The organism is Roseicyclus sediminis (assembly GCF_025515305.1).
GTDB classification, from domain to species: Bacteria; Pseudomonadota; Alphaproteobacteria; order Rhodobacterales; family Rhodobacteraceae; genus Roseibacterium; species Roseibacterium sediminis.
Genome location: NZ_JAOPHT010000005.1, coordinates 131,912 through 153,700 on the forward strand (window position 1 = coordinate 131,912; position 21,789 = coordinate 153,700).

Annotated in this window: 17 protein-coding genes; 5 read left to right on the forward strand and 12 right to left on the reverse strand. The window is 68.3% G+C overall.

The window, feature by feature from the left end; genetic code table 11:
* Nucleotides 1-28 precede the first annotated feature (28 nt).
* Both N8I71_RS09400 and N8I71_RS09405 read left to right on the forward strand, forming a co-directional pair.
* A complete protein-coding gene (locus N8I71_RS09400; RefSeq protein WP_262877718.1) occupies nt 29-2,032 on the forward strand; it encodes a 3'-5' exonuclease in 2,004 nt (667 codons plus the stop codon).
* A 50-nt stretch (nt 2,033-2,082) separates the two neighbouring features.
* Nucleotides 2,083-2,772 (forward strand): GntR family transcriptional regulator, encoded by a 690-nt coding sequence (locus N8I71_RS09405; protein WP_262877719.1) that lies wholly within the window; start codon nt 2,083-2,085, stop codon nt 2,770-2,772.
* 6 nt (nt 2,773-2,778) lie between these two features.
* On the opposite strand, the gene N8I71_RS09410 is transcribed toward N8I71_RS09405, so the two are convergent.
* The gene (locus N8I71_RS09410) at nt 2,779-4,227 is read right to left on the reverse strand and encodes an NAD-dependent succinate-semialdehyde dehydrogenase (protein WP_262877720.1); all 1,449 of its coding nucleotides are present in this window, start codon (nt 4,225-4,227) and stop codon (nt 2,779-2,781) included.
* 295 nt (nt 4,228-4,522) lie between these two features.
* On the opposite strand from N8I71_RS09410, the gene N8I71_RS09415 reads away from it, so the two are divergent.
* Nucleotides 4,523-5,866, forward strand: coding sequence for a UDP-glucose dehydrogenase family protein (locus tag N8I71_RS09415; RefSeq protein WP_262877721.1), 1,344 nt, complete (start codon nt 4,523-4,525; stop codon nt 5,864-5,866).
* A gap of 3 nt (nt 5,867-5,869) precedes the next feature.
* On the opposite strand, the gene N8I71_RS09420 is transcribed toward N8I71_RS09415, so the two are convergent.
* From N8I71_RS09420 to hmgA, 5 genes are all read right to left on the reverse strand, one after another.
* The gene (locus N8I71_RS09420) at nt 5,870-6,073 is read right to left on the reverse strand and encodes a DUF2783 domain-containing protein (protein ID WP_262877722.1); all 204 of its coding nucleotides are present in this window, start codon (nt 6,071-6,073) and stop codon (nt 5,870-5,872) included.
* The gene (locus N8I71_RS09425) at nt 6,073-7,686 is read right to left on the reverse strand and encodes an FAD-dependent oxidoreductase (protein ID WP_262877723.1); all 1,614 of its coding nucleotides are present in this window, start codon (nt 7,684-7,686) and stop codon (nt 6,073-6,075) included. Before N8I71_RS09425 ends, N8I71_RS09420 begins: the two co-directional genes overlap by 1 nt.
* Nucleotides 7,687-7,705: 19 nt before the next feature.
* A complete protein-coding gene (locus tag N8I71_RS09430) occupies nt 7,706-8,197 on the reverse strand; it encodes a DinB family protein (protein WP_262877724.1) in 492 nt (163 codons plus the stop codon).
* A gap of 23 nt (nt 8,198-8,220) precedes the next feature.
* Nucleotides 8,221-9,171, reverse strand: a complete 951-nt coding sequence (locus N8I71_RS09435; protein WP_262877725.1) for an MBL fold metallo-hydrolase — start codon at nt 9,169-9,171, stop codon at nt 8,221-8,223.
* A 70-nt stretch (nt 9,172-9,241) separates the two neighbouring features.
* Nucleotides 9,242-10,603 carry a homogentisate 1,2-dioxygenase gene (gene hmgA / locus N8I71_RS09440; RefSeq protein WP_406676090.1) on the reverse strand — a complete coding sequence of 454 codons (1,362 nt, stop codon included), beginning with the start codon at nt 10,601-10,603 and terminating at the stop codon, nt 9,242-9,244.
* Between the two features lie 87 nt (nt 10,604-10,690).
* On the opposite strand from hmgA, the gene N8I71_RS09445 reads away from it, so the two are divergent.
* The gene (locus tag N8I71_RS09445) at nt 10,691-11,122 is read left to right on the forward strand and encodes a MarR family winged helix-turn-helix transcriptional regulator (RefSeq protein WP_262877726.1); all 432 of its coding nucleotides are present in this window, start codon (nt 10,691-10,693) and stop codon (nt 11,120-11,122) included.
* A gap of 49 nt (nt 11,123-11,171) precedes the next feature.
* Here the strand turns inward: N8I71_RS09445 and N8I71_RS09450 are convergent, their stop codons facing one another.
* Genes N8I71_RS09450 through N8I71_RS09470 form a run of 5 tightly spaced genes read right to left on the reverse strand, consistent with a single transcriptional unit; the run spans nt 11,172 to nt 17,942 of the window.
* Nucleotides 11,172-12,098: a ribokinase gene (locus tag N8I71_RS09450; protein ID WP_262877727.1), complete on the reverse strand. Its 927-nt coding sequence runs from the start codon at nt 12,096-12,098 to the stop codon at nt 11,172-11,174.
* Nucleotides 12,099-12,108: 10 nt separating this feature from the next.
* Entirely contained in the window at nt 12,109-13,377 is a 1,269-nt protein-coding gene (fahA, locus tag N8I71_RS09455) for a fumarylacetoacetase (RefSeq protein ID WP_262877728.1), read from the reverse strand.
* A complete protein-coding gene (locus tag N8I71_RS09460; RefSeq protein ID WP_262877729.1) occupies nt 13,374-14,327 on the reverse strand; it encodes a dimethyl sulfoxide reductase anchor subunit family protein in 954 nt (317 codons plus the stop codon). Before N8I71_RS09460 ends, fahA begins: the two co-directional genes overlap by 4 nt.
* A gap of 7 nt (nt 14,328-14,334) precedes the next feature.
* A complete protein-coding gene (locus N8I71_RS09465) occupies nt 14,335-15,078 on the reverse strand; it encodes a 4Fe-4S dicluster domain-containing protein (RefSeq protein ID WP_262877730.1) in 744 nt (247 codons plus the stop codon).
* Nucleotides 15,075-17,942, reverse strand: coding sequence for a molybdopterin oxidoreductase family protein (locus N8I71_RS09470; RefSeq protein WP_262877731.1), 2,868 nt, complete (start codon nt 17,940-17,942; stop codon nt 15,075-15,077). The genes N8I71_RS09465 and N8I71_RS09470 overlap by 4 nt, the downstream gene beginning before the upstream one ends.
* 187 nt (nt 17,943-18,129) lie before the next feature.
* On the opposite strand from N8I71_RS09470, the gene N8I71_RS09475 reads away from it, so the two are divergent.
* The gene (locus tag N8I71_RS09475; RefSeq protein WP_262877732.1) at nt 18,130-19,971 is read left to right on the forward strand and encodes an MORN repeat-containing protein; all 1,842 of its coding nucleotides are present in this window, start codon (nt 18,130-18,132) and stop codon (nt 19,969-19,971) included.
* A 4-nt stretch (nt 19,972-19,975) separates the two neighbouring features.
* Here the strand turns inward: N8I71_RS09475 and amrB are convergent, their stop codons facing one another.
* Complete coding sequence (gene amrB / locus N8I71_RS09480; RefSeq protein WP_262877733.1) at nt 19,976-21,730, reverse strand: AmmeMemoRadiSam system protein B; 1,755 nt, start codon at nt 21,728-21,730, stop codon at nt 19,976-19,978.
* Nucleotides 21,731-21,789 lie beyond the last annotated feature (59 nt).

The following is a 21,789-nucleotide window of genomic DNA, read 5'->3' on the forward strand; positions in this document are numbered from 1 at the left end:
TGACGGGGCAAGGAGGAGGCCCCGAAAGATGTTCACCACGCTATCCCTGCGTCTGCGCATATTCCTGTTCTTCGCCTTTCTCGCGGCCGCGACATCGGCCCTTGCCGTCGCGGGCCTCGTGCTGGGCTATGTCCGCCTGGGCGAGGACCATGCCCTTTCGGCCTTCGTCATCTCGGGCGTCATCGCGGTGCTGGCGATCTTCGCCCTGACGACCTGGATCTGGGTTCTCTTCGATGAGAATGTCGCCAAACCGGTCGAGCGACTGGCCGCCGAGATGCGCGCGCGGGCCCATGCCGATGTCGACGACGTGATCGACCACGCCCCCGCGAAGTACCTGGGCGATCTGGGCACCGCTGCCGCGGCCGTGACCACGAACCTCACCGAGACGCGCAACGCCATGGCGCTGGCCGTGGGCCGCGAGACCGCGCGCCTGACGACCGAGAAGACGCGGCTCGAGGCGCTTCTGGCCGAGGTTCCCGACGGTGTCCTCTTCTGTACGCCGGGTCATTCCATCGCGCTCTACAACGCCAATGCCCGCGGCATCCTTGGCGCCTCCGAGGCGCTGGGACTGAACCGGCCGCTGCGCGGGCTGCTGCGCATGGGCCCGGTGGAACAGGCCTATGAGCGCCTAGTCGGCAAGGACGGCGACGAGGGAACCGACATCCTCGTGACGACGCGCGAGGGGGCGCGGCTTCTGGAGGCCAGGATGCGGCTTCTCCGGCTCGAAGGGCAGGAGACGGAGCGGCCGGGCTATGTCCTGACGCTGCGCGACGTGACGGAGGACATGGCCACCCACATGGAGCGGACGCACCTGCTGGAGACGTTGCTGAAGGGCGTGCAGGACGCCCTTCCCGGCATTCAGGGCGACGCCGCCGCGAGCCTCGCCACGCTCGCCGAGGCCACCGAGACGCGAAAAGGCGCCACAGACACCGGCTGGTGGCCGATGGAGCATATCGCCGCCGAGGACCTAGGCGCGGCGCTGACCGCGCGCCTCTCCCGCAAGGGCGTAGCGCTGGCATCGGACCTCGGGGCGACGGCGCTCCGCTGCGACGGTTTCGCGGTCACGCGGCTGATGGAGCGGCTGGCGCTTGACTGGTCGGGCGACGGCGCGCGCGAGTTCGCGTTGACGATCGCCTCCGAAGGCGACCGGGAGGCCATCGTCAGCCTCGAGGCGTCGGGCGACATCCCGACGGCCGAGGCGGTCGCGGGCTGGCTCGCCACACCGCTATCGCCGGGGATGAGCGGCTTCACCGGGGCAAATGTTGCGCTGGCCCACGGCACGGCCATCCTGCGCGAACCGGCGGGACCGGGGCGGAGCGCGCTGCGCTTTGCGCTGCCGCTGGCCGAGGCGCGGCCCGCGCGGCCCAAGCGCGCGGTCCTCTACGACTTCGACCTCCTCAACGCCGAGATCCCCGAGGACCTCGCCGCCGCCGCGCTGCGCGAGCTGAACTTCGTCATCTTCGACACCGAGACCACCGGCCTGAACCCGCAGGTGGACGAGATATGCCAGATCGCCGCCGTCCGCGTGGTGAACGGCAAGCTCGTGGGCGCGGAACGGTTCGACATGCTGGTGAACCCCGGGCGCGGCATCCCCGCGGCTTCGACCGCCGTCCACCACATCACCGACGCGATGGTGGCAGACGCACCCGGCGTGGCCGAGGCGATCCGGCGGTTTCACACCTTCGCCGACGGTGCGGTGCTGGTCGCCCACAATGCACCCTTCGACATGTCGTTCCTCCGGCGCCGCGAGCGTGAGATCGGGCGGCGCTTCGACCAGCCGATCCTCGACACGGTCCTGTGCTCGGCGATCCTTTTCGGGCAATCGGCGGAGCACACGCTCGACGCGCTGTGCACGAGGCTCGGCGTCGCCATCCCCGAAGCCGACCGGCACACAGCCATTGGCGATGCGATCGGCACCGGCGAGGCCTTCCGCAAGATGATCCCGATGCTGGAAGCGGCAGACCTGCCCAATCTCGGGGCACTCATCCAGGCCTTCGACCGCCATTCGCGGCTGATCGAACACCTGAATTGACCGAACCGTCCCGAAGCCGCAGAGGGGAAGGGACAAGGAAGGGACAGACCATGGCGCGCACGCCGCTCTACAAGGCCGCCGAGGCCGAGATGATCCGCCGGATCGAGGCCGGAACATGGGAGGTCGGCCGCCGCCTGCCCAACGAATTCGTGCTGGCCGAGGAATTCGGCGTCAGCCAGGGCACGATGCGGCGCGCGCTCATGACGCTGGAGGGCATGGGGCTTCTCAGCCGCAAGCCCGGACGCGGCACCATCGTGGCCGAGACGGTCGAGACCCCCGAGGCCCCGACCGCTGCGCGGACCGCCGCTCAGCTCCGCGATGCCGACGGCCAGCCGGTCGCCTTCGAGGTCCACCGCGCGAAATCCGCCACGCGCGGTGCCGACGAGGCGGAACTCGCGCTTTTCGGCAAGCCGCGCCTCGCCGCCGTGGAGCGGCTGCTGAAGCGGAACGGCGAGCGCGCGGCGCTGGAGGAAACCCTGATTCCGGAGACGCTGATCCCGGCACTCGACGAGGACGCGCCCGTCGATCTGGAGGCCTTCCTGATCGCCCATGGCCTCGACCCGGCCGGGACGGAGGCCTCGGTCTCCGCCGGGATCACCACGATGGCGGATTCGGTGGCGCTGTCGTGCGACCGGCATACGCCCCTGCTGGTGATCCGCCGCGTCGCGCGCGATGGCAAGGGGCGGGCCATCGCGCTGCAGGTCATGCGGGTCGCCGCCGAAGACGTGACCTGGGGCTAGTCCCCGTCAGATCCCGTCGATGCAGACGTATTTCGTGTCGAGGTAATCCTCGAGCCCCTGGCTGCCGCCCTCCTTGCCGAGGCCGCTTTCCTTGACCCCGCCGAAAGGTGCCTCGACGGTGGTGATAAGGCCCGAGTTGATGCCGATCATCCCGTACTGAAGCTTTTCGTTCAGCCGGAAGGCCCGGCCGAGATCGCTTGTGTAAGCGTAGGAGGCAAGGCCGAAGCGCGTGGCATTGGCCATCTCGATGGCCTCCTCCTCGGTCTCGAAGCGGAAGACGGGGGCGAGAGGCCCGAAGATCTCCTCGGTTGCGAAGGCCATGTCCTGCGTCGCTCCGGTCACCACGGTCGGCTGGAAGAAGGACCCACCCAGCTGGTGCCGCGAGCCGCCAAGCGCGACCTGCGCCCCCTTGGCCTTGGCGTCGTCCAGCAGTTCCTCGACCTTGGCGACCGCGTCCTTGTCGATCAGCGGCCCCTGCGCGACGCCCGCCTCGCGTCCGTCACCCACCTTCAGCGCGCGGGTCTTCTCCACGAGCTTTTCGACGAAGGCATCGTAGACGCCCGCCTGCACGTACATCCGGTTCGCGCAGACACAGGTCTGGCCGGAATTGCGGTACTTCGACACGATGGCCCCCTCCGCCGCCGCATCGAGATCGGCGTCATCGAAGACGATGAAGGGCGCGTTGCCGCCAAGTTCCATCGACACCTTCTTCACCGTGTCGGCCGATTGACGGATCAGCTCCTTGCCGACCTCGGTGGAGCCGGTGAAGGTGACCTTCCGCACTTCGTCCCGCGCCATCATGGCGCCCGCGATGGCGCGGGCCGAGCCGGTCAGCACGTTCACCGCACCGGCGGGATAGCCCACTTCCTCGGCCAGCGCGGCCCAGGCCAGGCCCGAATAGGGCGTCGCCGTCGCGGGCTTGGCGACCACGGTGCAGCCCACGGCGAGCGCAGGCGCCACCTTGCGCGCCAGCATCGAGGACGGGAAGTTCCACGGCGTGATCATGCCGACAACGCCCACGGGATGCTTCGTCACGAGAATGCGGCGCCCGTTCACGCCGGCGGGCACGATCTCGCCCTTTGCGCGTCGCGCCTCCTCGGCGAACCAGCGCACGTATTGCGCGCCGATGGCGATCTCGCCCATGGCCTCGGTCAGCGGCTTGCCCATCTCGACGGTCAGCAGTTCGGCCAGCGCCGCCTGGTTGTCCATGAGCGCGTCGTGCAGCTTCCACAGAAGGCCCACGCGCGCCATCAGGCCCATGCCGGCAAGCTCGGGGAAAGCGGCGGCGGCGGCATCGATGGCGCGCATCGTTTCGGCCTCGCCGCAGGCGGGAACCGTGCCGATGACCTCACCGGTGGCCGGGTTCGTGACGTCGATCGTCTGCCCCGAATCCGCTCCGATCCATTCACCTGCGACGTAGTTCGCCTGCCGCATCCATCCCTGCCAGTCCGCCATGTCGTGATCCTTTGCTTCTTGCGCGGCGCATCTTGGCGGCCGCCATCCCGTGCCGAACATGTCGCATCGGCGCAGGGGTGTCCGCAAGGTCCGGCGGGTTTTCGCGTTCGGAACGGACGCGGCACGCACCGGCATGGTTTCCATGAGTGCTGCATTGCAGTATGACGCGCACGGCGGCGATACTGACCGCCGGCAGACCTCGGGCGACGCGGGCCTTTTCCGCGCCGTCCCGCGCAGCCATGGTATTGCAACGAACGGACCGCGACGGGCGCGTCCCTGCGATTGGAGAGCATCCATGAAGATCACGATGATCGGCACGGGCTATGTCGGCCTTGTCTCGGGGGTCTGTTTCTCGGATTTCGGCCATGACGTTGTCTGCGTCGACAAGAACCCCGCCAAGATCGAGATGCTCGAACGCGGCGAGGTTCCGATCTTCGAGCCGGGGCTCGACCAGCTGATGGCCAAGAACGTGGAGGCGGGACGCCTGTCCTTCACCACCGATCTCGCCAGCGCGGTCGCCGGGGCGGACGCGATCTTCATCGCCGTCGGCACGCCGACGCGGCGCGGCGACGGGCACGCGGACCTGAGCTACGTCATGGCCGCCGCCGAGGAGGTCGCGAACGCGCTCACCGGCTATGCCGTGATCGTCACCAAGTCGACCGTGCCGGTCGGCACCAACCGCAAGGTCAAGCAGGTGGTCACCAAGGCCAACCCCACGGCCGAGTTCGACGTCGCCTCGAACCCCGAGTTCCTGCGCGAGGGCGCGGCCATCGACGACTTCATGCGCCCCGACCGTGTCGTGGTCGGCGTCCAGACCGAGCGCGCGGCAGAGGTCATGGCCGAGGTCTACCGCCCGCTGTTCCTGCGCGATTTCCCGATCATCACCACCGACCTGGAGTCGGCCGAGATGATCAAGTACGCGGCCAACGCCTTCCTCGCCACGAAGATCACCTTCATCAACGAGATCGCCGCGCTGTGCGAGCGGGTCGGCGCCGACGTGAAGGAAGTGTCCAAGGGCATCGGCCTCGACGGACGGATCGGCAACAAGTTCCTGCACGCAGGCCCCGGCTATGGCGGATCGTGCTTTCCCAAGGACACGAGCGCGCTGGCCCGGATCGGGCAGGAACACGCCGTGCCGCAGAGCATCGTCGAGACGGTGATCCGCGTGAACGATGCCGTGAAGGCGCGCATGATCGAGAAGCTGCGCGATCTCTGCGACGGGTCCTTCAACGGCAAGACGATCGCTATTCTCGGCGTGACGTTCAAACCCAACACCGACGACATGCGCGACGCGCCCTCGCTGACCATCGTGCCAGCGCTGGTGGGCGGCGGCGCCAAGGTGCGTGTCGTGGACCCGCAGGGCCGGCGCGAGGGCGAGACGCTCCTGCCCGGCGTGCACTGGACGGACGATCCCTACAAGGCGGCGCAGAATGCCGATCTCGTGGTGATCCTTACCGAGTGGAACGAGTTCCGCGCGCTCGACCTCAAGCGACTGGCCAAGAAGATGGCGACCCCGCGCATGGCGGACCTTCGCAACGTCTACTCCGCGAAGGACGCGAAGAAGGCCGGCTTCGAGGCCTACGACGCGGTCGGCCGCGGCGGCCTGAACCCCGACGCCAGCAAGCTCGCCGCCGAGTAGGGATCAGCCCGTGTAGCTGCGGGCGGTCTCGATCAGTTCGAGCACTTCGTGGGCATTGCCGATCCGGTTCGCGAGCAAGAGGACGAGGCGCGCGTTCAGAGCCTCGCTTTCGGCCTCGCTCAACCCTTTGTGCGCCTCGAGAAGCGCGGCGTAGATCTCGTCGCCGCTCCCGCCCAAGCCGCTTTCATAGAGCCTGCGCGCACCCATCACACGGCCTCCTGCATCGCGGGGATACGCCCCAGCGCCCGGTCGCGGGCCGCGCCGACCTGCGCCGCCGTCGGCGCATCGAAGACGGCGGCCACGTGGCCGTCGGGCCGGAAAAGATAGGCCAGCCCCATCCCGTACCGGCCCAGCGCGAACCCCTCCGCGTCGCCATGACAGGGATAGTCGCCCCTCTGGTCCACACCGATCCGCCTTATGCCCGGCACCGCCGGCAACCGGACATTGCCGAACCCCACCAACGTGAAGTCGCCCTGGACGAGCGAGATCAGCCAGTCCCCGCCAAGGGGCGCGTCCGGCATCGCGGTTCCCGGCACCACCGGCCCGCCGCCCGGCGTCTGGAGCGGAAAGCCCGCCAGCGAGCAGGGCCGTGATAGCCGCCCCGAATTGATGAGTTCCCGCGCGAAGGGTTGGTCATGGGCGAGGCGCAGCGTCTCGGCCCGGAACAACGCCTCGGCCGGGGTCTTCGGGGTCATGAAGTTCGTGGCGCGGGACGAGTTCAGGATGTTCTCCTCCGCCCCGTGCCGGCGCTCCTCGTCGTAGCTGTCGATCAGGCTCTCGGGGGCCTCGCCCTTGAGAACGGCGGCAAGCTTCCAGCCGAGGTTGTCGACGTCCTGGATGCCGCCGTTTCCGCCGCGCGCTCCGAAGGGCGACACGACGTGAGCGCTGTCGCCCACGAAGATCACATGGCCATGGACGAAACGGTCCAGCATCATGCAGCGGAAACGGTAGACCGACAGCCAGTCGATCCGGAAAGGCTTGTCGCCGACGATGGCGCGGAGTCGGGGGACCACGCGGTCGGGCGCGACCTCCGCCTCGGGGTCCGCGCCCGCGTCGAGTTGCAGGTCGATCCGGTAGATGTCGTCCGGCTGCTTGTGCAGAAGCGCCGACTTGCCCGGATGGAAGGGCGGGTCGAACCAGAACCAGCGTTCGGGCGTGTCATGGTCGCCGAAGGGGCTGCCCTTCATCTCGATGTCGCAGATCAGGAACCGCTCCTCGAAAGTCTGCCCGGAGAAGTCGAGGCCCATGCGTGTTCGTGTCGGCGAGTTCGCCCCGTCGCAGGCCAGCATATAGCGGGCGTCGAGGGTGTAGGTGCCTTCCGGCGTCTCGACCGACAGCCGCACGCCGTCGCCCCCGTCCTCGTGGCCCGTGACCTTGTTGAGGAACCGCACGTCGATGAGGTCCGGAAACTCCCGCGCACGCTCCAGCAGGTATTCCTCGACGTAGTATTGCTGAAGGTTGATGAACGCGGGGTACTTGTGCCCGGCCTCGGGCAGCAGATCGAAGGAATAGACCTCGTCCCTACCGTGGAAATTGCGCCCGACCTTCCACGTCACGCCCTTCTCCAGCATCCGTTCGCCCACGCCGAGTCGGTCGAATATCTCCAGCGTCCGTTTTGCCCAGCAGATCGCGCGGGAGCCGACGGAAACCACGTTGTTGTCGTCGAGCACGACCGTTTTCACGCCCTTCAGCGCAAGGTCGATGGCCATTGACAGGCCGATGGGACCCGCTCCGACGATGGCGACGGGGGCGTCCGTCCTGCCGCCGTCGAGCTCGGGCGGGCGGATGAAGGGCTGTTCGGCATAGGGATAGGCTGGCATCGGGTCCTCCTTCCTCTCGTCAGTCGAGATAGGCGGCGGCGTCGGGGTGGCGGTCGAAGACCGGAAAGAACTCGTCGAGTTGCGGCGGCGCGACATCCGTACCCGCCAGCATGGCGTGCGCCTGCCCGCGATGGTGCACCTGGTGCTGGAAGAGATGGAGCAGCACGTCCTCCACAAGTTCGGTCGCCGGACCTCCCGTCCAGCCCACCGAGACGGTGTCCTCGGGCCCCACGCCCGCATCGCAGAAGGCGATCAGTCGCCGGTCGGCCTCGGCCTGTTTCGCGGCGAGGTCGGTGGCGGTGTCGGGCATCTTTTCCACTTGGAAGATCGCGCGCCCGCGTCCACCGCGCTCCAGCGCATCGAGATAGAAAAGGTCCACAAGCCAGATGTGGCCCAGCGTCTCCTTCAGCGAGGGGAAGAAGCCGGTGCGCTCCGCCTCGAACTCCGCTTGGGACAACTCCGCCACTGCGCCGAGGAGCCGGGCATTGGCCCAGGCGTTGTTGCGCGCCATGCGCGAAAAGAGGGAGTGCCCGCTCATCCCTGCAGGTCCGCCCACATCTTCGCATCGCGCTCGGCCGTCCAGATCCGCGGCGTCTCGATGCCGCGCGCCTCGTCCCAGGCGCGGGAGACGTTGAAGGGCAGACAGTGCTCGTAGATGGCGAAGTCGGAGAACTTCGGGTCGCAGGCCGCGCGCACGGCGTCCCACGCATCCTTGAGCGAGCCGCCCCGAGCCGCGACCCGCGCCGCGGGGCGATAGGTGCTCTCGACGAAGTCGCGCGTGCTCTCGATGGCGGCGGCGACCATGTCCGGACCGACCAGGGCCGCGCCCCGTCCCGGCGCGATGGCCTGCGGCTCGAACGAGGCGATCACGTCGAGCGTGCCGCCCCACTCGGTCAGGTAGCCGTCGCCGCAGTAACAGGCGGAGTGGTACTCCACGATATCGCCGGTGAACATCACGTCGCAGTCGGGCACCCAGATCGCGGCATCCCCTGCCGTATGGGCACGGCCCGGGCGGAAGATGTCGATGCGGCGGTTTCCCAGATAGATCGTCATCGCCTCGGAGAAGGTCGTGGTGGGCCAGGTGAGGCCGGGGATTTCCTCGTGCCCCTCGAAAAGGCGCGGGAAGCGAGCGAATTCGCTCTCCCAGTCTTCCTGGCCGCGCTCGGCGACCATCGCACGGGCGGCATCCGACATGATGATCTCCCGCGCGCCATAGGCCGAGGCGCCGAGAACACGGACCGCATGGTAGTGCGTGAGGACGAGGTGGCTGATCGGCTTGTCGGTGACCGAGCGGACGCAGTCGATGACCTTCCGCGCCAGGCGCGGCGTCGCCTGCGCCTCGATGATCATCACACTCTCGTCGCCGACGATGACGCCCGTGTTCGGGTCGCCCTCGGCCGTGAAGGCGTAAAGGCCGGGGCCGATCTCCTCGAAGGTGATCCTCTTCTCCGCAGTGTCGCCCGCGCTTGCGAATGTCTTGCTCATGCCTCTGCTCCCTCGATGCCGGATCCGCCCGCTTTTCCGGCCCGGACCCCTCGGCGTTTCCGGTGCCGCCTCACTTCTTGCCCGGCGTCCCGTCGAATTTCTTTTCCAGCGACGTCCAGCAATCGATGTAGTCGTCCTGCAGGGGCGCCTCCTTCGCGGCGAATTCCGTCAGGTGCTGCGGAAACCGCGTCTCGAACATGAAGGACATCGTGTTGTCGAGCTTGTGGGGCGCGAGCTCGGCGTTCGACGCGCCCTCGAAGGCCTCCCGGTCGGGCCCGTGCGGCAGCATCATGTTGTGAAGGCTCATGCCGCCGGGCACGAAGCCCTGGGGCTTCGCGTCGTACTGGCCGTAGATGTTGCCCATCAGCTCGGACATGATGTTCTTGTGGTACCACGGCGGGCGGAACGTGTCCTCGGCCACCATCCAGCGTTCGCGGAAGAGCACGAAGTCGATGTTGGCCGTCCCCGGTACCCCCGAAGGCGCGGTGAGCACGGTGAAGATCGACGGGTCGGGGTGATCGAAGAGGATCGCCCCCACGGGGCAGTAGGTCTTCAGATCGTACTTCACCGGTGCATAATTGCCGTGCCACGCCACAACGTCGAGCGGGCTGTGCCCGATCTCGGTGACATGGAACTGGCCGCACCATTTCACGGTCACGGTCGATGGCACCTCGCGGTCCTCGTAGGCCGCCACCGGCGTCTTGAAATCGCGGCGGTTCGCCATGCAGTTGGCGCCGATGGGACCACGGCCCGGAAGCTCGAACTTCTGGCCGTAATTCTCGCACACGAACCCGCGCGCGGGGCCTTCGACGACCTCCACCCGGTAGAGGAGCCCGCGCGGAATGACCGCGATCTCCTGCGGCTCGAGGTCGATGATCCCGAGCTCGGTGAAGAACCGGAGTTTCCCCTCCTGCGGCACGATCAGCAATTCACTGTCGGCGGAGTAGAAGTACTCGTCCTCCATCGAGGCGGTCACGAGGTAGATGTGGCTCGCCATGCCGACCTGCGTGTTCACGTCGCCGGCCGTCGTCATCGTCCGCATCCCCGTAAGCCAGGTCAGCGGCTCGGAGGCCTGCGGCACCGGGTCCCAGCGATACTGTCCGAGCGAGATCACGTCCTCGACGACGTGAGGCGCGGTCTTCCAGTAGGGGATGTCGATCTTTCTGTAGCGCCGCGAATGCTTCACCGAAGGGCGGATGCGGTAGCACCACGTCCGCTCGTTCTGATGCGACGGCGCGGTGAAGGCGGTGCCCGAAAGCTGCTCGCCGTAAAGGCCGTAGTTGCATTTCTGCGGCGAGTTCATCCCTTGCGGCAGCGCACCCGGAAGCGCCTCGGTCTCGAAATCATTGCCGAAGCCCGGCATGTAGCCGGGATGCGTGCCCTGGGCGTTGCGGTCCTGGACCATGGGGCGCGATGGCGACTGGTCGGTCATCTGGGCATCCTCCCTTTCCGGCGGGTCTTTCCGGGGGCAAGGTGTATAGTTACTTTTGTAACCAACAAGGGCGGCGGAGGCAAAACAATGGCCCCGGACGACGACTTCGAGCTGACGGATTTCACTCCCTACCTGCTGAACGCCGCGGCCGAGGCGCAGTCGCAAGAGTTCTCCCGCGTCTACCGCGACCGATACGGGATGCTGCGGACCGAGTGGCGCGTCCTGTTCCATCTCGGGCGCTATGGCGAGATGTCGGCGCGGGAGATTTCCCGCCGCGCCTCGATCCACAAGACGAAGGTATCCCGCGCGGTCTCGGCGCTGGAGGCCAAACGGTTCCTGCAACGCCGCCCGAGCGAGGAGGACCGACGGGTCGAGCTTCTGGCATTGCGCCCGCCGGGTCGCGCGGCTTTCGACGACCTGTCGCGTGCCGCCGCGGCGCATGAAGCGGAGCTGGAGGCGCGGTTGGGCACGCAACGCCTGGGCGAACTGCGCCTGCTGCTGCGCGAGCTTGCGATGTAAGCGGACGAATGGCGGGCAGGAGCGGGAACTCCGCCGGACAACGAGACCCTCAGCCGCGGGCCAGAAGCGCCTCGATCTCCGCCCGCGAGGGCATGGACGGTGCCGTCCCCGCGCGGGTCACCGAAATCGCCGCCGCCGCATTGGCGAACCTCAGCGCCGGTTCGGGCGCCATGCCCTCGGCCAGCGCCACGGCGAACGCGCCGTTAAAGGCGTCTCCCGCCCCCGTCGTCTCGACCACGGGCCCCGCATTCATCGCCGGGACGTGCAGCGCGCGGACCCCGTCGAACCAGAGGCATCCCTGCTCGCCAAGGGTCACGATGACCGCCTTGCCGACCCCGCGCTCCAGAAGCGCCGCGGCGGCTTCCCGCGCGCTCGCGGCATCGGTCACGGCGATCCCGGTCAGTTCCGCCGCCTCGGTCTCGTTCGGTGTCGCGTAATCGCAAAGCGCGAGCATCTCGTCGGGGATCGCCGCCGCTGGTGCGGGATTGAGGATCGTCGCCGCCCCGCCCCCCCGGGCCAGGGCCAGCGCACGCATCGCGGCCTCCTGCGGCTGCTCCAGTTGCGTGACGAAGACCTTCGCAGCGCCGATGGCGGCCGCCCGCGCCTCCACATCCGCGGCCGAGATCGTGGCCGCCACCCCCGGGCTGATGATGATGGCGTTATCCCCGGATGCGGCATCGATGTAGATGAACGCGGCGCCGGTGAAGCTGTCGGGATGCCGAGTGGCAAGCGGCGTCACGCCGGCATTCTCCCATGTCGCAAGCGCCATCTCCGCGAAGGTGTCGGCCCCCAGTTTCGTGACGAAACCGACGTCGCCGCCCGCCATCGCGGCGGCGACCGACTGGTTCGAGCCCTTGCCGCCCGGACCCAGCGCGAAGCCGTGGCCGAGGATCGTCTCGCCCATGCGCGGCATACGGTCCGCCCGGAAACTGGCATCGGCGACGAAAACGCCGAGGATCACGATGTCATGGGCCATGCCGCCTCCTTCACTTCCGCCATTCGGGCGCGGGCCGGATCGTCCCCGCGCACGCCCCGAAGCCCACGCGGTATCGCCGTTGGCACCAGCCGCGCAACGTGACCGTGTCGCCGTCCTGCAGGAAGGTTCGTGTGCCGCCCTCGACCTGGACCGGGTCACGCCCGTTCCACGTCAGTTCGAGGAGCGAGCCCCAGCTGTCCTGTTCCGCGCCCGAAATCGTTCCGGAGCCGAGGAGGTCGCCCGTCTCCATGGCGCACCCCGACAGGCTGTGATGCGCAAGCTGCTGCGCGGCGGAGTAGTAGAGCCAGCGCGCATTGGTGCGCAGGATCGTCCGGGGCGCGCATCCGTCCGGGGCGAGATCGCCCTCGATGACGATGTCGAAGTTGTTCGGGCCCGCCTCGGACAGGTAGGGCAGAAGTGGTTTCACCCGTGACGGCGGCTGGGTGCGAAACGGCTCGAGCGCGGCGCGGGTCACGACCCAGGGGCTGATGGTTGTGCCGAAGGCCTTGGACTGGAAGGGCCCCAGCGGCTGGTATTCCCAGACCTGGATATCCCGTGCCGACCAGTCGTTGAGAAGGACGTAACCGAAGATCGCGTCGAATGCCTCGGCGGTGGTCATGGGCTGGCCCATCGCGTTGCCCGTCCCGACAAGCGCGCCCAGTTCCACCTCGAAGTCGAGCCTCTCCGATGGACCGAGACGCGGCGCTTCGTCATCGGGCGCCTTCAGTTGACCGAGCGGACGCGTGATCTCCGTCCCCGACACGACGACCGTCGAGGCGCGGCCGTTGTATCCGATGGGGACATGAAGCCAGTTCGGCAGAAGCGCGTTCTCGGGGTCGCGGAACATGCTGCCGACATTGGTGGCATGCTCGCGCGAGGCATAGAAATCCGTGAACCCGCGGATATAGGCCGGCAGGTGCATTTCCACGTCGCCCTGCGCGACCATCGGCAGATCGCGTGCGCCGGCCCTTTCGTCGAGAAGCCCGGCGATGCGCCGGCGCATCTCGTCCCAGTCCGCCTGCGGCCTCGCCATCAGCGGGTTCAGGACACCCTCGCCGAAGACGGGCGCGCCGGGCCCGAGCCGCCCCTGCGCCTCGGTCGCGGTGAGGTCGAGGATCATGTTCCCGATCGCGACGCCGACCCGCCGGGCTCCGCCCCCTTCGGAGAAGACGCCATAGGGCAGGTTCTGGATCGGGAAATCGCAGTCGGGCGCATTGGCACTCTCGACCCAGCTGCGTCGCGCTGGATCGTGCGTTTCGTCGAGGCGCGGTGCGCTCATGACACCTCTCCTCCCCTACCACCGGGCGTGGCGCCGTAGTAGAGCATGGAGAGGTGCCGCGCCTCCGCGAAGAACAGCCAGCGCTCGACCCAGACGCCCACGCCCGCCGCCGCGACGGCAAGCGCGAGGAAGGCGATGGCAAGGCCGGGCAGCAGCGCCGCGAGGATCAGCCCGGCGATGGGCACCGTCAGCAGCAGCGTCAGCGCCCAGAGACGCAGCTTGACCGCATGGCGGCGGGCAACGGCATATCCCATCTCGCGCATCACGAAGTTCGGCCGCGTGTGCGGCGGGTCGAGGACCCGGATGTTCGCAGCGCCGGGGATACCGAGGGCTTCGGCCATGCCGAAGGGCGCCTCCGCCCCGTCGATGCGCCGCCAGTAGACCCATTTGAGCGCCGCCGCCGCAGGCAACACGAGGCCCGCAACGACACCCATGACGCCGTCCACACCGGCGACGGCATCGACAAAGGCCAGGACGAGCGCGCCGGTGCCGCCCGCAAGCCCGAGGTAGAGCACCGGAACGATCCCGTGGTTCCACTCCGGCACCGTGCGGAGTGCCGCGTAGATCATGCCGGTGCACCAGACGGTCATGGACGCGCCCAGCGCAAGGAGCAGACCCAGCACGGCCACGCCCGGAAGGCCGCCGGGCAGGACCAGACCGAGAAACAGGAGCCCTGCGGGCACATAGGTCGCCACCGCCGCCACGCCCTCGCGCGAGAGCCAGGAACTGCGCCATTGCGACAACGCGCGCCAGGCGCGTTCGGGGTGGCCCAGATGGAACGTGGAGGAGAAAAGGCCGAAGGTGACCAGGACGCCGCCAACGATGAGTGCGGCCAGCGCCGCACCATCCGCTGCACCACCGGCCAGCAGTCGAAGGCCAAGCCAGAACCACAGGCCGTAGCCCGCTCCGGAGGCCGTGGTGAAGAAGATGACGGAATAGGCCGGGTGCATCTTCGTCTCAGGCGCTCAGCTTCGCATCGACCCAGGCAAACAGCCTTTCGAGCCGGTCCCGGGGTGCCGGGATCGTCTCCGCATCGGGCTCGGGGGCGGTTGGCGCCTCGCTGGGGGCGCGGGGCGGCAGATACTTGTTCACCGGCTTGTAGCCGAATTCTTGCATAAGATCGAAACCGCCCCGTTCGGCCACGAGGGCCGACACGTCGCTGTCGGGGTCGCCGAGATCGCCGAAAGCCCGGGCGCCGGTGGGGCAGGCGCGGACACAGGCGGGCACACGATCCTCCTCGGGGATCGTGTCGTTGTAGATCCGGTCGACGCAGAGCGTGCATTTCTTCATCACGCCGTCGTCGTGGTCATATTCCCGCGCGCCGTAGGGGCAGGCCCAGGAACACAGCTTGCAGCCGATGCAGGTGTCGGGGTTCACCAGAACGATCCCGTCCTCGGCCCGTTTGTAGCTCGCGCCCGTCGGGCAGACCGTGACGCAGTCGGGCTCCTCGCAATGCAGGCAGGAACGCGGGAAATGCACGGTCCGCCCGGCACCCCCGATCTCCATCTCGTAGCTGTGCACGCGGTTGAGCCAGGCGCCGGATGGGTCGGCGCCATAGGGGTCATGGTCGGACAGCGGTGCGGAATATCCGCCGGTGTTCCACTCCTTGCAGCTTGTCACGCAGGCATGGCAGCCGACACAGGTGTCGAGGTCGATGACGAGGCCGAGCTTCTTCGGCGTCGCTCCGGGCAGGTTGGTCATTCCGCGGGCTCCCCGAGCTTGGCGCCATAGGCGATCCTGTTCGGCGCGTCGGGCAGTCCGCCCCGACCGAGCGGCTCGAACCGCGGCTCGCTCTCGCCGCCCGCCTCGGCCTTCTCGATCGACACGCGCAGGTCGAACCAGGCCGCCTGCCCCGTGATCGGGTCCGAGTTGGAATAGCGGTAGCCGCCACCGCCCTTCGGAAGAAGTTCCGATATAAGATGATTGAGCAGGAAGCCCTCCGTCGCCTCGGGCGCGTCCTTCGACAGGTTCCACGCCCCCTTGCGCTTGCCTATGGCGTTCCAGGTCCAGACGGTGTGCGGGTTGACGCCCTCCATCAGCCGCACCTGGCATTTCACCCGGCCCAGATGCGATGAGATCCAGACCCAGTCGTCGTCCATGGCGCCGATCCGCGCGCCGAGATCTCGATGGATGTAAAGCCGGTTGGCCGCCGTGATCTGCCGGAGCCAGGCATTCTGCGAGCCCCAGGAATGATACATGTGCATCGGCCGCTGGGTGATCGCGTGAAGCGGATACGCCCCGCCATCGATCATCTCGCCCTCGAAGGGCGGATACCAGAAAGGCAGCGGATCGAAGTGCCGTTCGATCCGGTCGCGGGCGTGGTCGGGCGGCTGACGCTCACCATGCCCACGCGCGGCGAGGCGGAAACGCTGCAGCGGCTCGGAGTAGAGCTGGAAGATCGTGGGCTCGGGCGACAGGCGGATGCCCTTGGCGATGCCCCAGTCGAGATAGCCTCGGTTGGCATGCTTGAAATAGGCATGTTCCGGCGCGATATGCGCGGCGGACCAAGCCCCGTTCGCGGCGTAACGGTCAAGCTGATCGGGGTTGGGCGCGCCGACGCCGAACTCGGTCCCGTCCCCGCGCCAGCCCGCCAGCGGCCCGATCCCCGGCTTGCGCTCGTGGTTCACCATGTAATCGGGATAGCCGCCGGGAAAGGCCGCGCTCCCGTCCTCCTTCACGAACCCCGGCAGACCGAGGCGCGCGCCGAGGTCGATCAGCACGTCCTGGAAGGGCCTCACATCGCGGTCGGGCGGCACCACCGGGACGCGGATCGCGTCGGCGACCATGTCGGGCTCCGAGATCGGCCGGTCGAGAAGCGAGATGCAGTCCCAGCGTTCGAGATATGTCGTGTCAGGCAGGATCAGGTCGGCGTAAGGCACCGTCTCGGAATAGTAGGCGTCCGAGTAGATGATCTTCGGGATCACGTAGTCGCCGTTCCCGTCCTTGGCGGTCAGCGCCTCCAGCGTGCCCTTCACGTTCATGGAAGAGTTCCACGCCATGTTCGCCATGTAGAGGAACAGCACGTCGATGCCGTAGGGGTCCCGCGTGGCCGCGTTGTTCAGGACCATGTGCATCAGCCCATGGGCCGAAAGCGGCGCGTCCCAGGAGAACCCCTTGTCGAGGCGCGAGGGATTGCCCTCTGCGTCGATCAGGAGGTGATGCGGCCCGTGCGGGAAACCGAGGTGCGGTCCTCCGAGCGGCATCTCGGGACGGATTTCCTCGGGCAGGCCGTGCGGCAGCAGGTTCGGCGGCGTCTGCTTGGGGTATGGCGGCTTGTAGCGGAAGCCGCCCGGGCAATCGATGGAACCCAGCAGGATCTGCAGGACATGAAGCGTCCGGCAGGTCTGGAAGCCGTTCGAATGGGCCGAGATCCCCCGCATCGCATGCATCGACACGGGGCGGCCGATCATCTTCTCGTGCCTGCGCCCCCATGCATCGATCCAGGGACGATCGAGAACGATCTCCTCGCGGAAGGCCACATGCGCCATCTCGGCGGCGATCCGGCGGATCTGATCCGCCGGTATACCGGTTTCGGCGGCGACGGCCTCGGGAGAGTACTCCTCGCCGAGGAACCGCTCTGCCATCAGCTCGAACACGGGCCGCGCGCGGCGGCCGTCGGGCAGCGTACGCGCCCCGGTCAGCGACACCGACAGATCGCCCGACTTGCCGCTGACAGGGCTGCCCGCGTCGCGCGACCAAGCGAGGGGATTGCCGTCGCCGTCGCGGGCGAAAAGACCGTCCTCTGCCGTCCCCGGCGCGTCGATCACCAGCCAGGGCGCGTTGGTATAGCGGATGAGGTAGTCGAGATCGATCTGCCGGGTCCGGAACAGCTCGTGGATCAGCGCGCCGACGAACAGCCCGTCGGTGCCCGGCCTGACCCCGACCCATTCGTCCGCCACCGCGTTGTAGCCGGTCCTCACCGGGTTGACCGAAACGACCTTCGCGCCACGCGCCTTGAGCTTGCCGATACCGATCTTGATCGGGTTCGAGGCGTGGTCCTCGGCAACGCCGAAGAGGAGGAAATACTTCGTCCGGTCCCAGTCGGGATCGCCGAATTCCCAGAAGGAGCCACCGAACGTGTAAAGCCCGCCCGCCGCCATGTTGACCGAGCAGAACCCGCCATGGGCCGCGAAATTCGGCGTGCCGAACTTCATCGCCCAGAACCCCGTCAGGCTCTGGCTCTGGTCGCGCCCGGTGAAGAAGGCGAGCCGCTTGGGGTCGCGCCGGCGCACCTCGCCCATCCATTCGGTGGCGAGCCGCAGCGCCTCGTCCCAGGAGATCTCCTCGAACTCGCCCGATCCACGCGGTCCCACGCGCTTCATCGGCGCGCGAAGGCGGGCGGGCGAGTTGTGCTGCATGATCCCCGAGGCGCCCTTGCCGCAGATCACGCCCCGGTTCACGGGATGGTCACGGTTGCCCTCGATATAGCGCACCTCGGCGCGTCCGCCGGGGACGTCGTTCAGGTGCACGTCGATCCCGCAACGACAGGCGCACATGTAGCACGTCGTCTTGGCGACCCTGTCCGCAACCGGCGCGTTCAGGTCGATCCGGGGCTCGGGTGACATGGTGCTGCGCGTCTCCTCCTGCCGCGCGGTTCACTTCCTGCCACGCGGTCCCGCGGGCCACGTTAGCGGCCATATCCCGATTGTGCGAGAGTGGATTGTGCCCGACGGAATCCCTCGCCGAGGTTGCCTAAAGGGAAGACGCGGATAGACTTTCCCGCGAGAGTATCTTTCCGAGGCCCACCGTACGATGAGACTGCGTTTCGTTTCCGATCACCGGGTTGTCCGGCGCCTCTGCGCCGCGCTCCTGTCCGCCGCGAGCCTGCTTTTCGCCATGGGGCCCGGTGCGGCCGATGTCCCGGTGCTGCGCCCCGCCCTCCCGGTCGACACCCAGGCGGGCCTGCCCGGTCCCGGCGAGTTCCGCGAGATCACACAGCTCGTCTGGCGCGGGGACGAAAACCGGCTTGCGCGCGAGACGGTGTCGGTTCTCGACATCCTCGCGCAGGAGGGCCTCGATCTGGCCTGGGAAGCAAGCGATCCCGAGGGCCACCTGACCGGGGCCGCGCGCCCCTCTGTGCCCGGTGTCCTGCGCTGGCGCCTTCCCGGCAGCGCGCCCTACGACGCGGCGGCACAGGTCGCGGAATACGAGGGGGAACTGCGCGACGGGCGGCCGCATGGCGAAGGCCGCTTCCGGCACCGCGCGGGCGTGACCTACGCGGGCTCATGGCGCGACGGGCTCTTCCACGGCGAGGGGCGTCTGCAATGGGCCGATGGGCGCGAATATCTTGGCCAGTTCGTCGCCGGCCGGCCCCAGGGTCGCGGCGAGCTCTACCGTGCCGACGGCACGATCCATGCCGGCTGGTTCGAGGATGGTCTGCCCGAGGGCCCCGGCCTCGTCTACCCGCTTCATGCACGCGCCTTCATCGCGGAATGGCGCGCGGGCGCCGAGGTCGCAGGCACGCGCCTCTCGCTCGGCGGGGACGAGGGCATGGCCCATGTCACGCGGGTGCAGCAGGACCAGTTCGCCGATGTGCGCGTGACCGTGGCGCTCGATCCCGGGATGACGCTCGATCGGCCACAAATGAACCGTCTCAGCTACACCAGCCGAAGCGAGGGACAGGTGTTGTCGGTGTTTCCACAATCGGAGGCCTTTCTCGCGCGTTGGCAGGGCGACGCTCCCATGGGGCGTCTCCTGCCGCCGGAAGACCATCAACCGCAGTTCCACGTGAATGACAAAAGGCTGTCCTTCAACATCGGACTGGAGAATACGGGAACGCTGATTCAGCAGGTCGTGGGGGGCTACCTGGAAGTAACCCGGAGCCGCTCGGATCTTCGACCGGTGCTGGAGACGTTGAACAGTCTTGAGTGCGCAGCCGACCGTACCGTGCGGCAGTTCACCTTCGCGAACTACGGGTGGTCGCAACCCACAGACGCCACCTTCGAAGGGGGCTTCGTCGACCCCGACGACGGGCGGACAATCCTTCCGGTTTCCCAGGCACTTGCGGGAGGGTGGCCGTTTCCCGTCGTCGACTTTGGACCCTTCATCGACTCGCTCGGTGGTCAGTTGGCGGTTTTCCCGGACCGCTCGGTGACATGCGTCGGAGGCGATCTTGCCGCGTGTTTCGAGGCGCTCCGCTCCCAAGGGGCCTTCGGTGCATTGACGGATGCCGTCTACCCCCGCCTCGACCTCGGCAACGAAAGCGGTGCGTTCACGGATTTCGAAGGACGGCTTTCCTATGGCTGGACGGATGTCGATGGAATACAGCGCACCGAAACCAGGGACTTCCGAGTGACCTTCCGGCTTGCCCTGTTCGATGATGTTATCGGCTGCGGCGAAGGCGGAACCGGGCTGACGCCGATACCCAATACGCTCGTCTTCGCCCTCGACCGCGGACCCTACCGCCTGCCCTTCGCCGTGGCAGCCGCCGTGCGCCCCGGTTTCGTTCAGCGCTGGCAGATCGAGGTCGAGGCGCCGCGTTCCTCGACGCACGAGTTCCAGATTGTCCTGCAACTCGCCGACGGCCGCGAGGTGCGGTCGCGCCCGGTGGACCTGCTCTATTTCCGGTCGGCGCAACCGCGGGAAGACTTCTGATCCGTCACGGACGCCAATGCGCGCCCATCTCGAAGAGGTTCGGGATGGGCAGGAGCCGTAACGCCATCGTGCCGCGCTCGAAGACGCGCACCTCGACGAGGGCGCCGCTCGCGCGGTCGGACCGCTGGTCGAACAGGAAATTGCCCGTCGAATAGACCCAGGGCATCCGCCCTCCGGCAAGCTCGACTTCCGCCGAGGCCTGGTGGCTGTGCGTTCCCACGACGGCCGCGAAACCGCAGGCGGCCAGACGCTCGGCCAGCGCGGTCTCCCCGGGGCCCGGCAGGGGCGTGTATTCCGCGCCCCAGTGCAGGAAGGCGATCACGGGCGGGCGGGCATCGGTCCGGCAGGCGGCTTCGATCTCGGCCTCAGAGGCGGTGGGGCCCCGGTGGGACACGAGGTTCAGCGCCACGACGCGGACCGGCCCGAGGTCGGCCACCTCGCCATGGCCCAGCGCGGCGATCCCGGCATCCTCCAGCGCGACACGCGTCGCGGCGAGGCCGTCGGGCCCGAGGTCCCAGGCGTGGTTGTTGGCCAGACCCGCCGCCGCGACACCCATTCCTCCGAGCAGGGACAAGGCCACCTCCGCCGGCATGACATGCGCACGCGGCGGCGCGCCGACCACCGCCCCCGGCAGGACCACGCCCTCGAGATTGGCGAGGACCGGCGCGCCACCGGTATGCACCCGCACCGCGTTCAGGATCCGCGCCTGCGCCTCGGCATCGCCGAGAACCGGCAGCATGAAACGGCCCAGCATGACGTCGCCGGCAAGGTGGATCACGGCGTGGTCGTCGTATCGGAACCCCGACAGGACGGCGGGATCGCGGTGGAAGACGCTGACAATGTAACTCGTGATGTCGTCGGGCGCGCCGCCGTAGTCGGCCGAAGTCCGGTTGGCGACGACCACGCCCCGCGCCGGACCCATGCGCGCCTGCAGCGCAAGCATGATCGCCTGCGCGCCCGTCGCGTCGAGATGATCGGGCTGGCGCAACAGCGCGACGCGCGCGGGATCGCCCGTGGCCAGCACGCCCAGCGTCTCCTGGTCGCGCAACGCGGCCGCGGCGGCGTCGAGGAAATGGACGTAGTCGGTCGACTGGACGACCAGCGTCCGCCCGGTCAGAAGCGGGGCGAGATGCTCGGCCATCTCCGCCCAGTCTTCTGCCCCCGCGCGCATCGACGTGACCACAGGCAGAACCGGCGTTCCGGGAAAAAATCTCGCGGCGAAGGGCAGAAGCGAGGTCACGCCGTGTTCCCGCGCAAGGTCGGGATGGGTCGAGAAGGGGCCACCCTCCGCCAGAAGCCGCGCCGCGCCCGCCGGGTCGAGAGGCACGCGGCCGAAGACCGTCTCCACGCAGCCGCGCGCGGTGGCCGCGCCCTCCCCGACAAGGCCATGGTGATCGGGAGCCAGCAGGATGATCCGGTCATAGGAGCCCGCCGACGCGGCCCAGAAACCGCGCGCGATCAGGTCCGGGGCGAGAAGGTGATGGGGAACCGTGATCCCGGTCACGCCCACGGGCGGCGGGCTGTCGGGACGCTCGGCGGCGATGGCCTGTGTCAGGGCGACGGGATCGGGTTCGGGCAGATGGGCGAGATCCGGGTGGAGCGCGCCACCGGCCGGCATCGCCAGGGAGGGCGGCGGCACACAGCCGGGCGACATCGGCTCTGCCGAGGCCGCCCCGCATCCCACAGCAAGCGCCAGCACCGCGCCGATACCGCCCCGCACGGCGCCGCCCCTCCCCATCCATGTCGCGATCCTCGCCATGACCCGACGCTTGCGGTGCCGCGCCGGCTTGTCAACGCAGGCTGCAAGACGTCCGAAGC

Excerpts from the sequence above, each read along its gene's own strand:
- N8I71_RS09400 (WP_262877718.1), top strand. The coding sequence starts at position 29 with ATGTTCACCACGCTATCCCTGCGTCTGCGCATATTCCTGTTCTTCGCC.
- N8I71_RS09405 (WP_262877719.1), top strand. The coding sequence starts at position 2,083 with ATGGCGCGCACGCCGCTCTACAAGGCCGCCGAGGCCGAGATGATCCGC.
- N8I71_RS09410 (WP_262877720.1), bottom strand. The coding sequence starts at position 4,227 with ATGGCGGACTGGCAGGGATGGATGCGGCAGGCGAACTACGTCGCAGGT.
- N8I71_RS09415 (WP_262877721.1), top strand. The coding sequence starts at position 4,523 with ATGAAGATCACGATGATCGGCACGGGCTATGTCGGCCTTGTCTCGGGG.
- N8I71_RS09420 (WP_262877722.1), bottom strand. The coding sequence starts at position 6,073 with ATGGGTGCGCGCAGGCTCTATGAAAGCGGCTTGGGCGGGAGCGGCGAC.
- N8I71_RS09425 (WP_262877723.1), bottom strand. The coding sequence starts at position 7,686 with ATGCCAGCCTATCCCTATGCCGAACAGCCCTTCATCCGCCCGCCCGAG.
- N8I71_RS09430 (WP_262877724.1), bottom strand. The coding sequence starts at position 8,197 with ATGGCGCGCAACAACGCCTGGGCCAATGCCCGGCTCCTCGGCGCAGTG.
- N8I71_RS09435 (WP_262877725.1), bottom strand. The coding sequence starts at position 9,171 with ATGAGCAAGACATTCGCAAGCGCGGGCGACACTGCGGAGAAGAGGATC.
- hmgA (WP_406676090.1), bottom strand. The coding sequence starts at position 10,603 with ATGACCGACCAGTCGCCATCGCGCCCCATGGTCCAGGACCGCAACGCC.
- N8I71_RS09445 (WP_262877726.1), top strand. The coding sequence starts at position 10,691 with ATGGCCCCGGACGACGACTTCGAGCTGACGGATTTCACTCCCTACCTG.
- N8I71_RS09450 (WP_262877727.1), bottom strand. The coding sequence starts at position 12,098 with ATGGCCCATGACATCGTGATCCTCGGCGTTTTCGTCGCCGATGCCAGT.
- fahA (WP_262877728.1), bottom strand. The coding sequence starts at position 13,377 with ATGAGCGCACCGCGCCTCGACGAAACGCACGATCCAGCGCGACGCAGC.
- N8I71_RS09460 (WP_262877729.1), bottom strand. The coding sequence starts at position 14,327 with ATGCACCCGGCCTATTCCGTCATCTTCTTCACCACGGCCTCCGGAGCG.
- N8I71_RS09465 (WP_262877730.1), bottom strand. The coding sequence starts at position 15,078 with ATGACCAACCTGCCCGGAGCGACGCCGAAGAAGCTCGGCCTCGTCATC.
- N8I71_RS09470 (WP_262877731.1), bottom strand. The coding sequence starts at position 17,942 with ATGTCACCCGAGCCCCGGATCGACCTGAACGCGCCGGTTGCGGACAGG.
- N8I71_RS09475 (WP_262877732.1), top strand. The coding sequence starts at position 18,130 with ATGAGACTGCGTTTCGTTTCCGATCACCGGGTTGTCCGGCGCCTCTGC.
- amrB (WP_262877733.1), bottom strand. The coding sequence starts at position 21,730 with ATGGCGAGGATCGCGACATGGATGGGGAGGGGCGGCGCCGTGCGGGGC.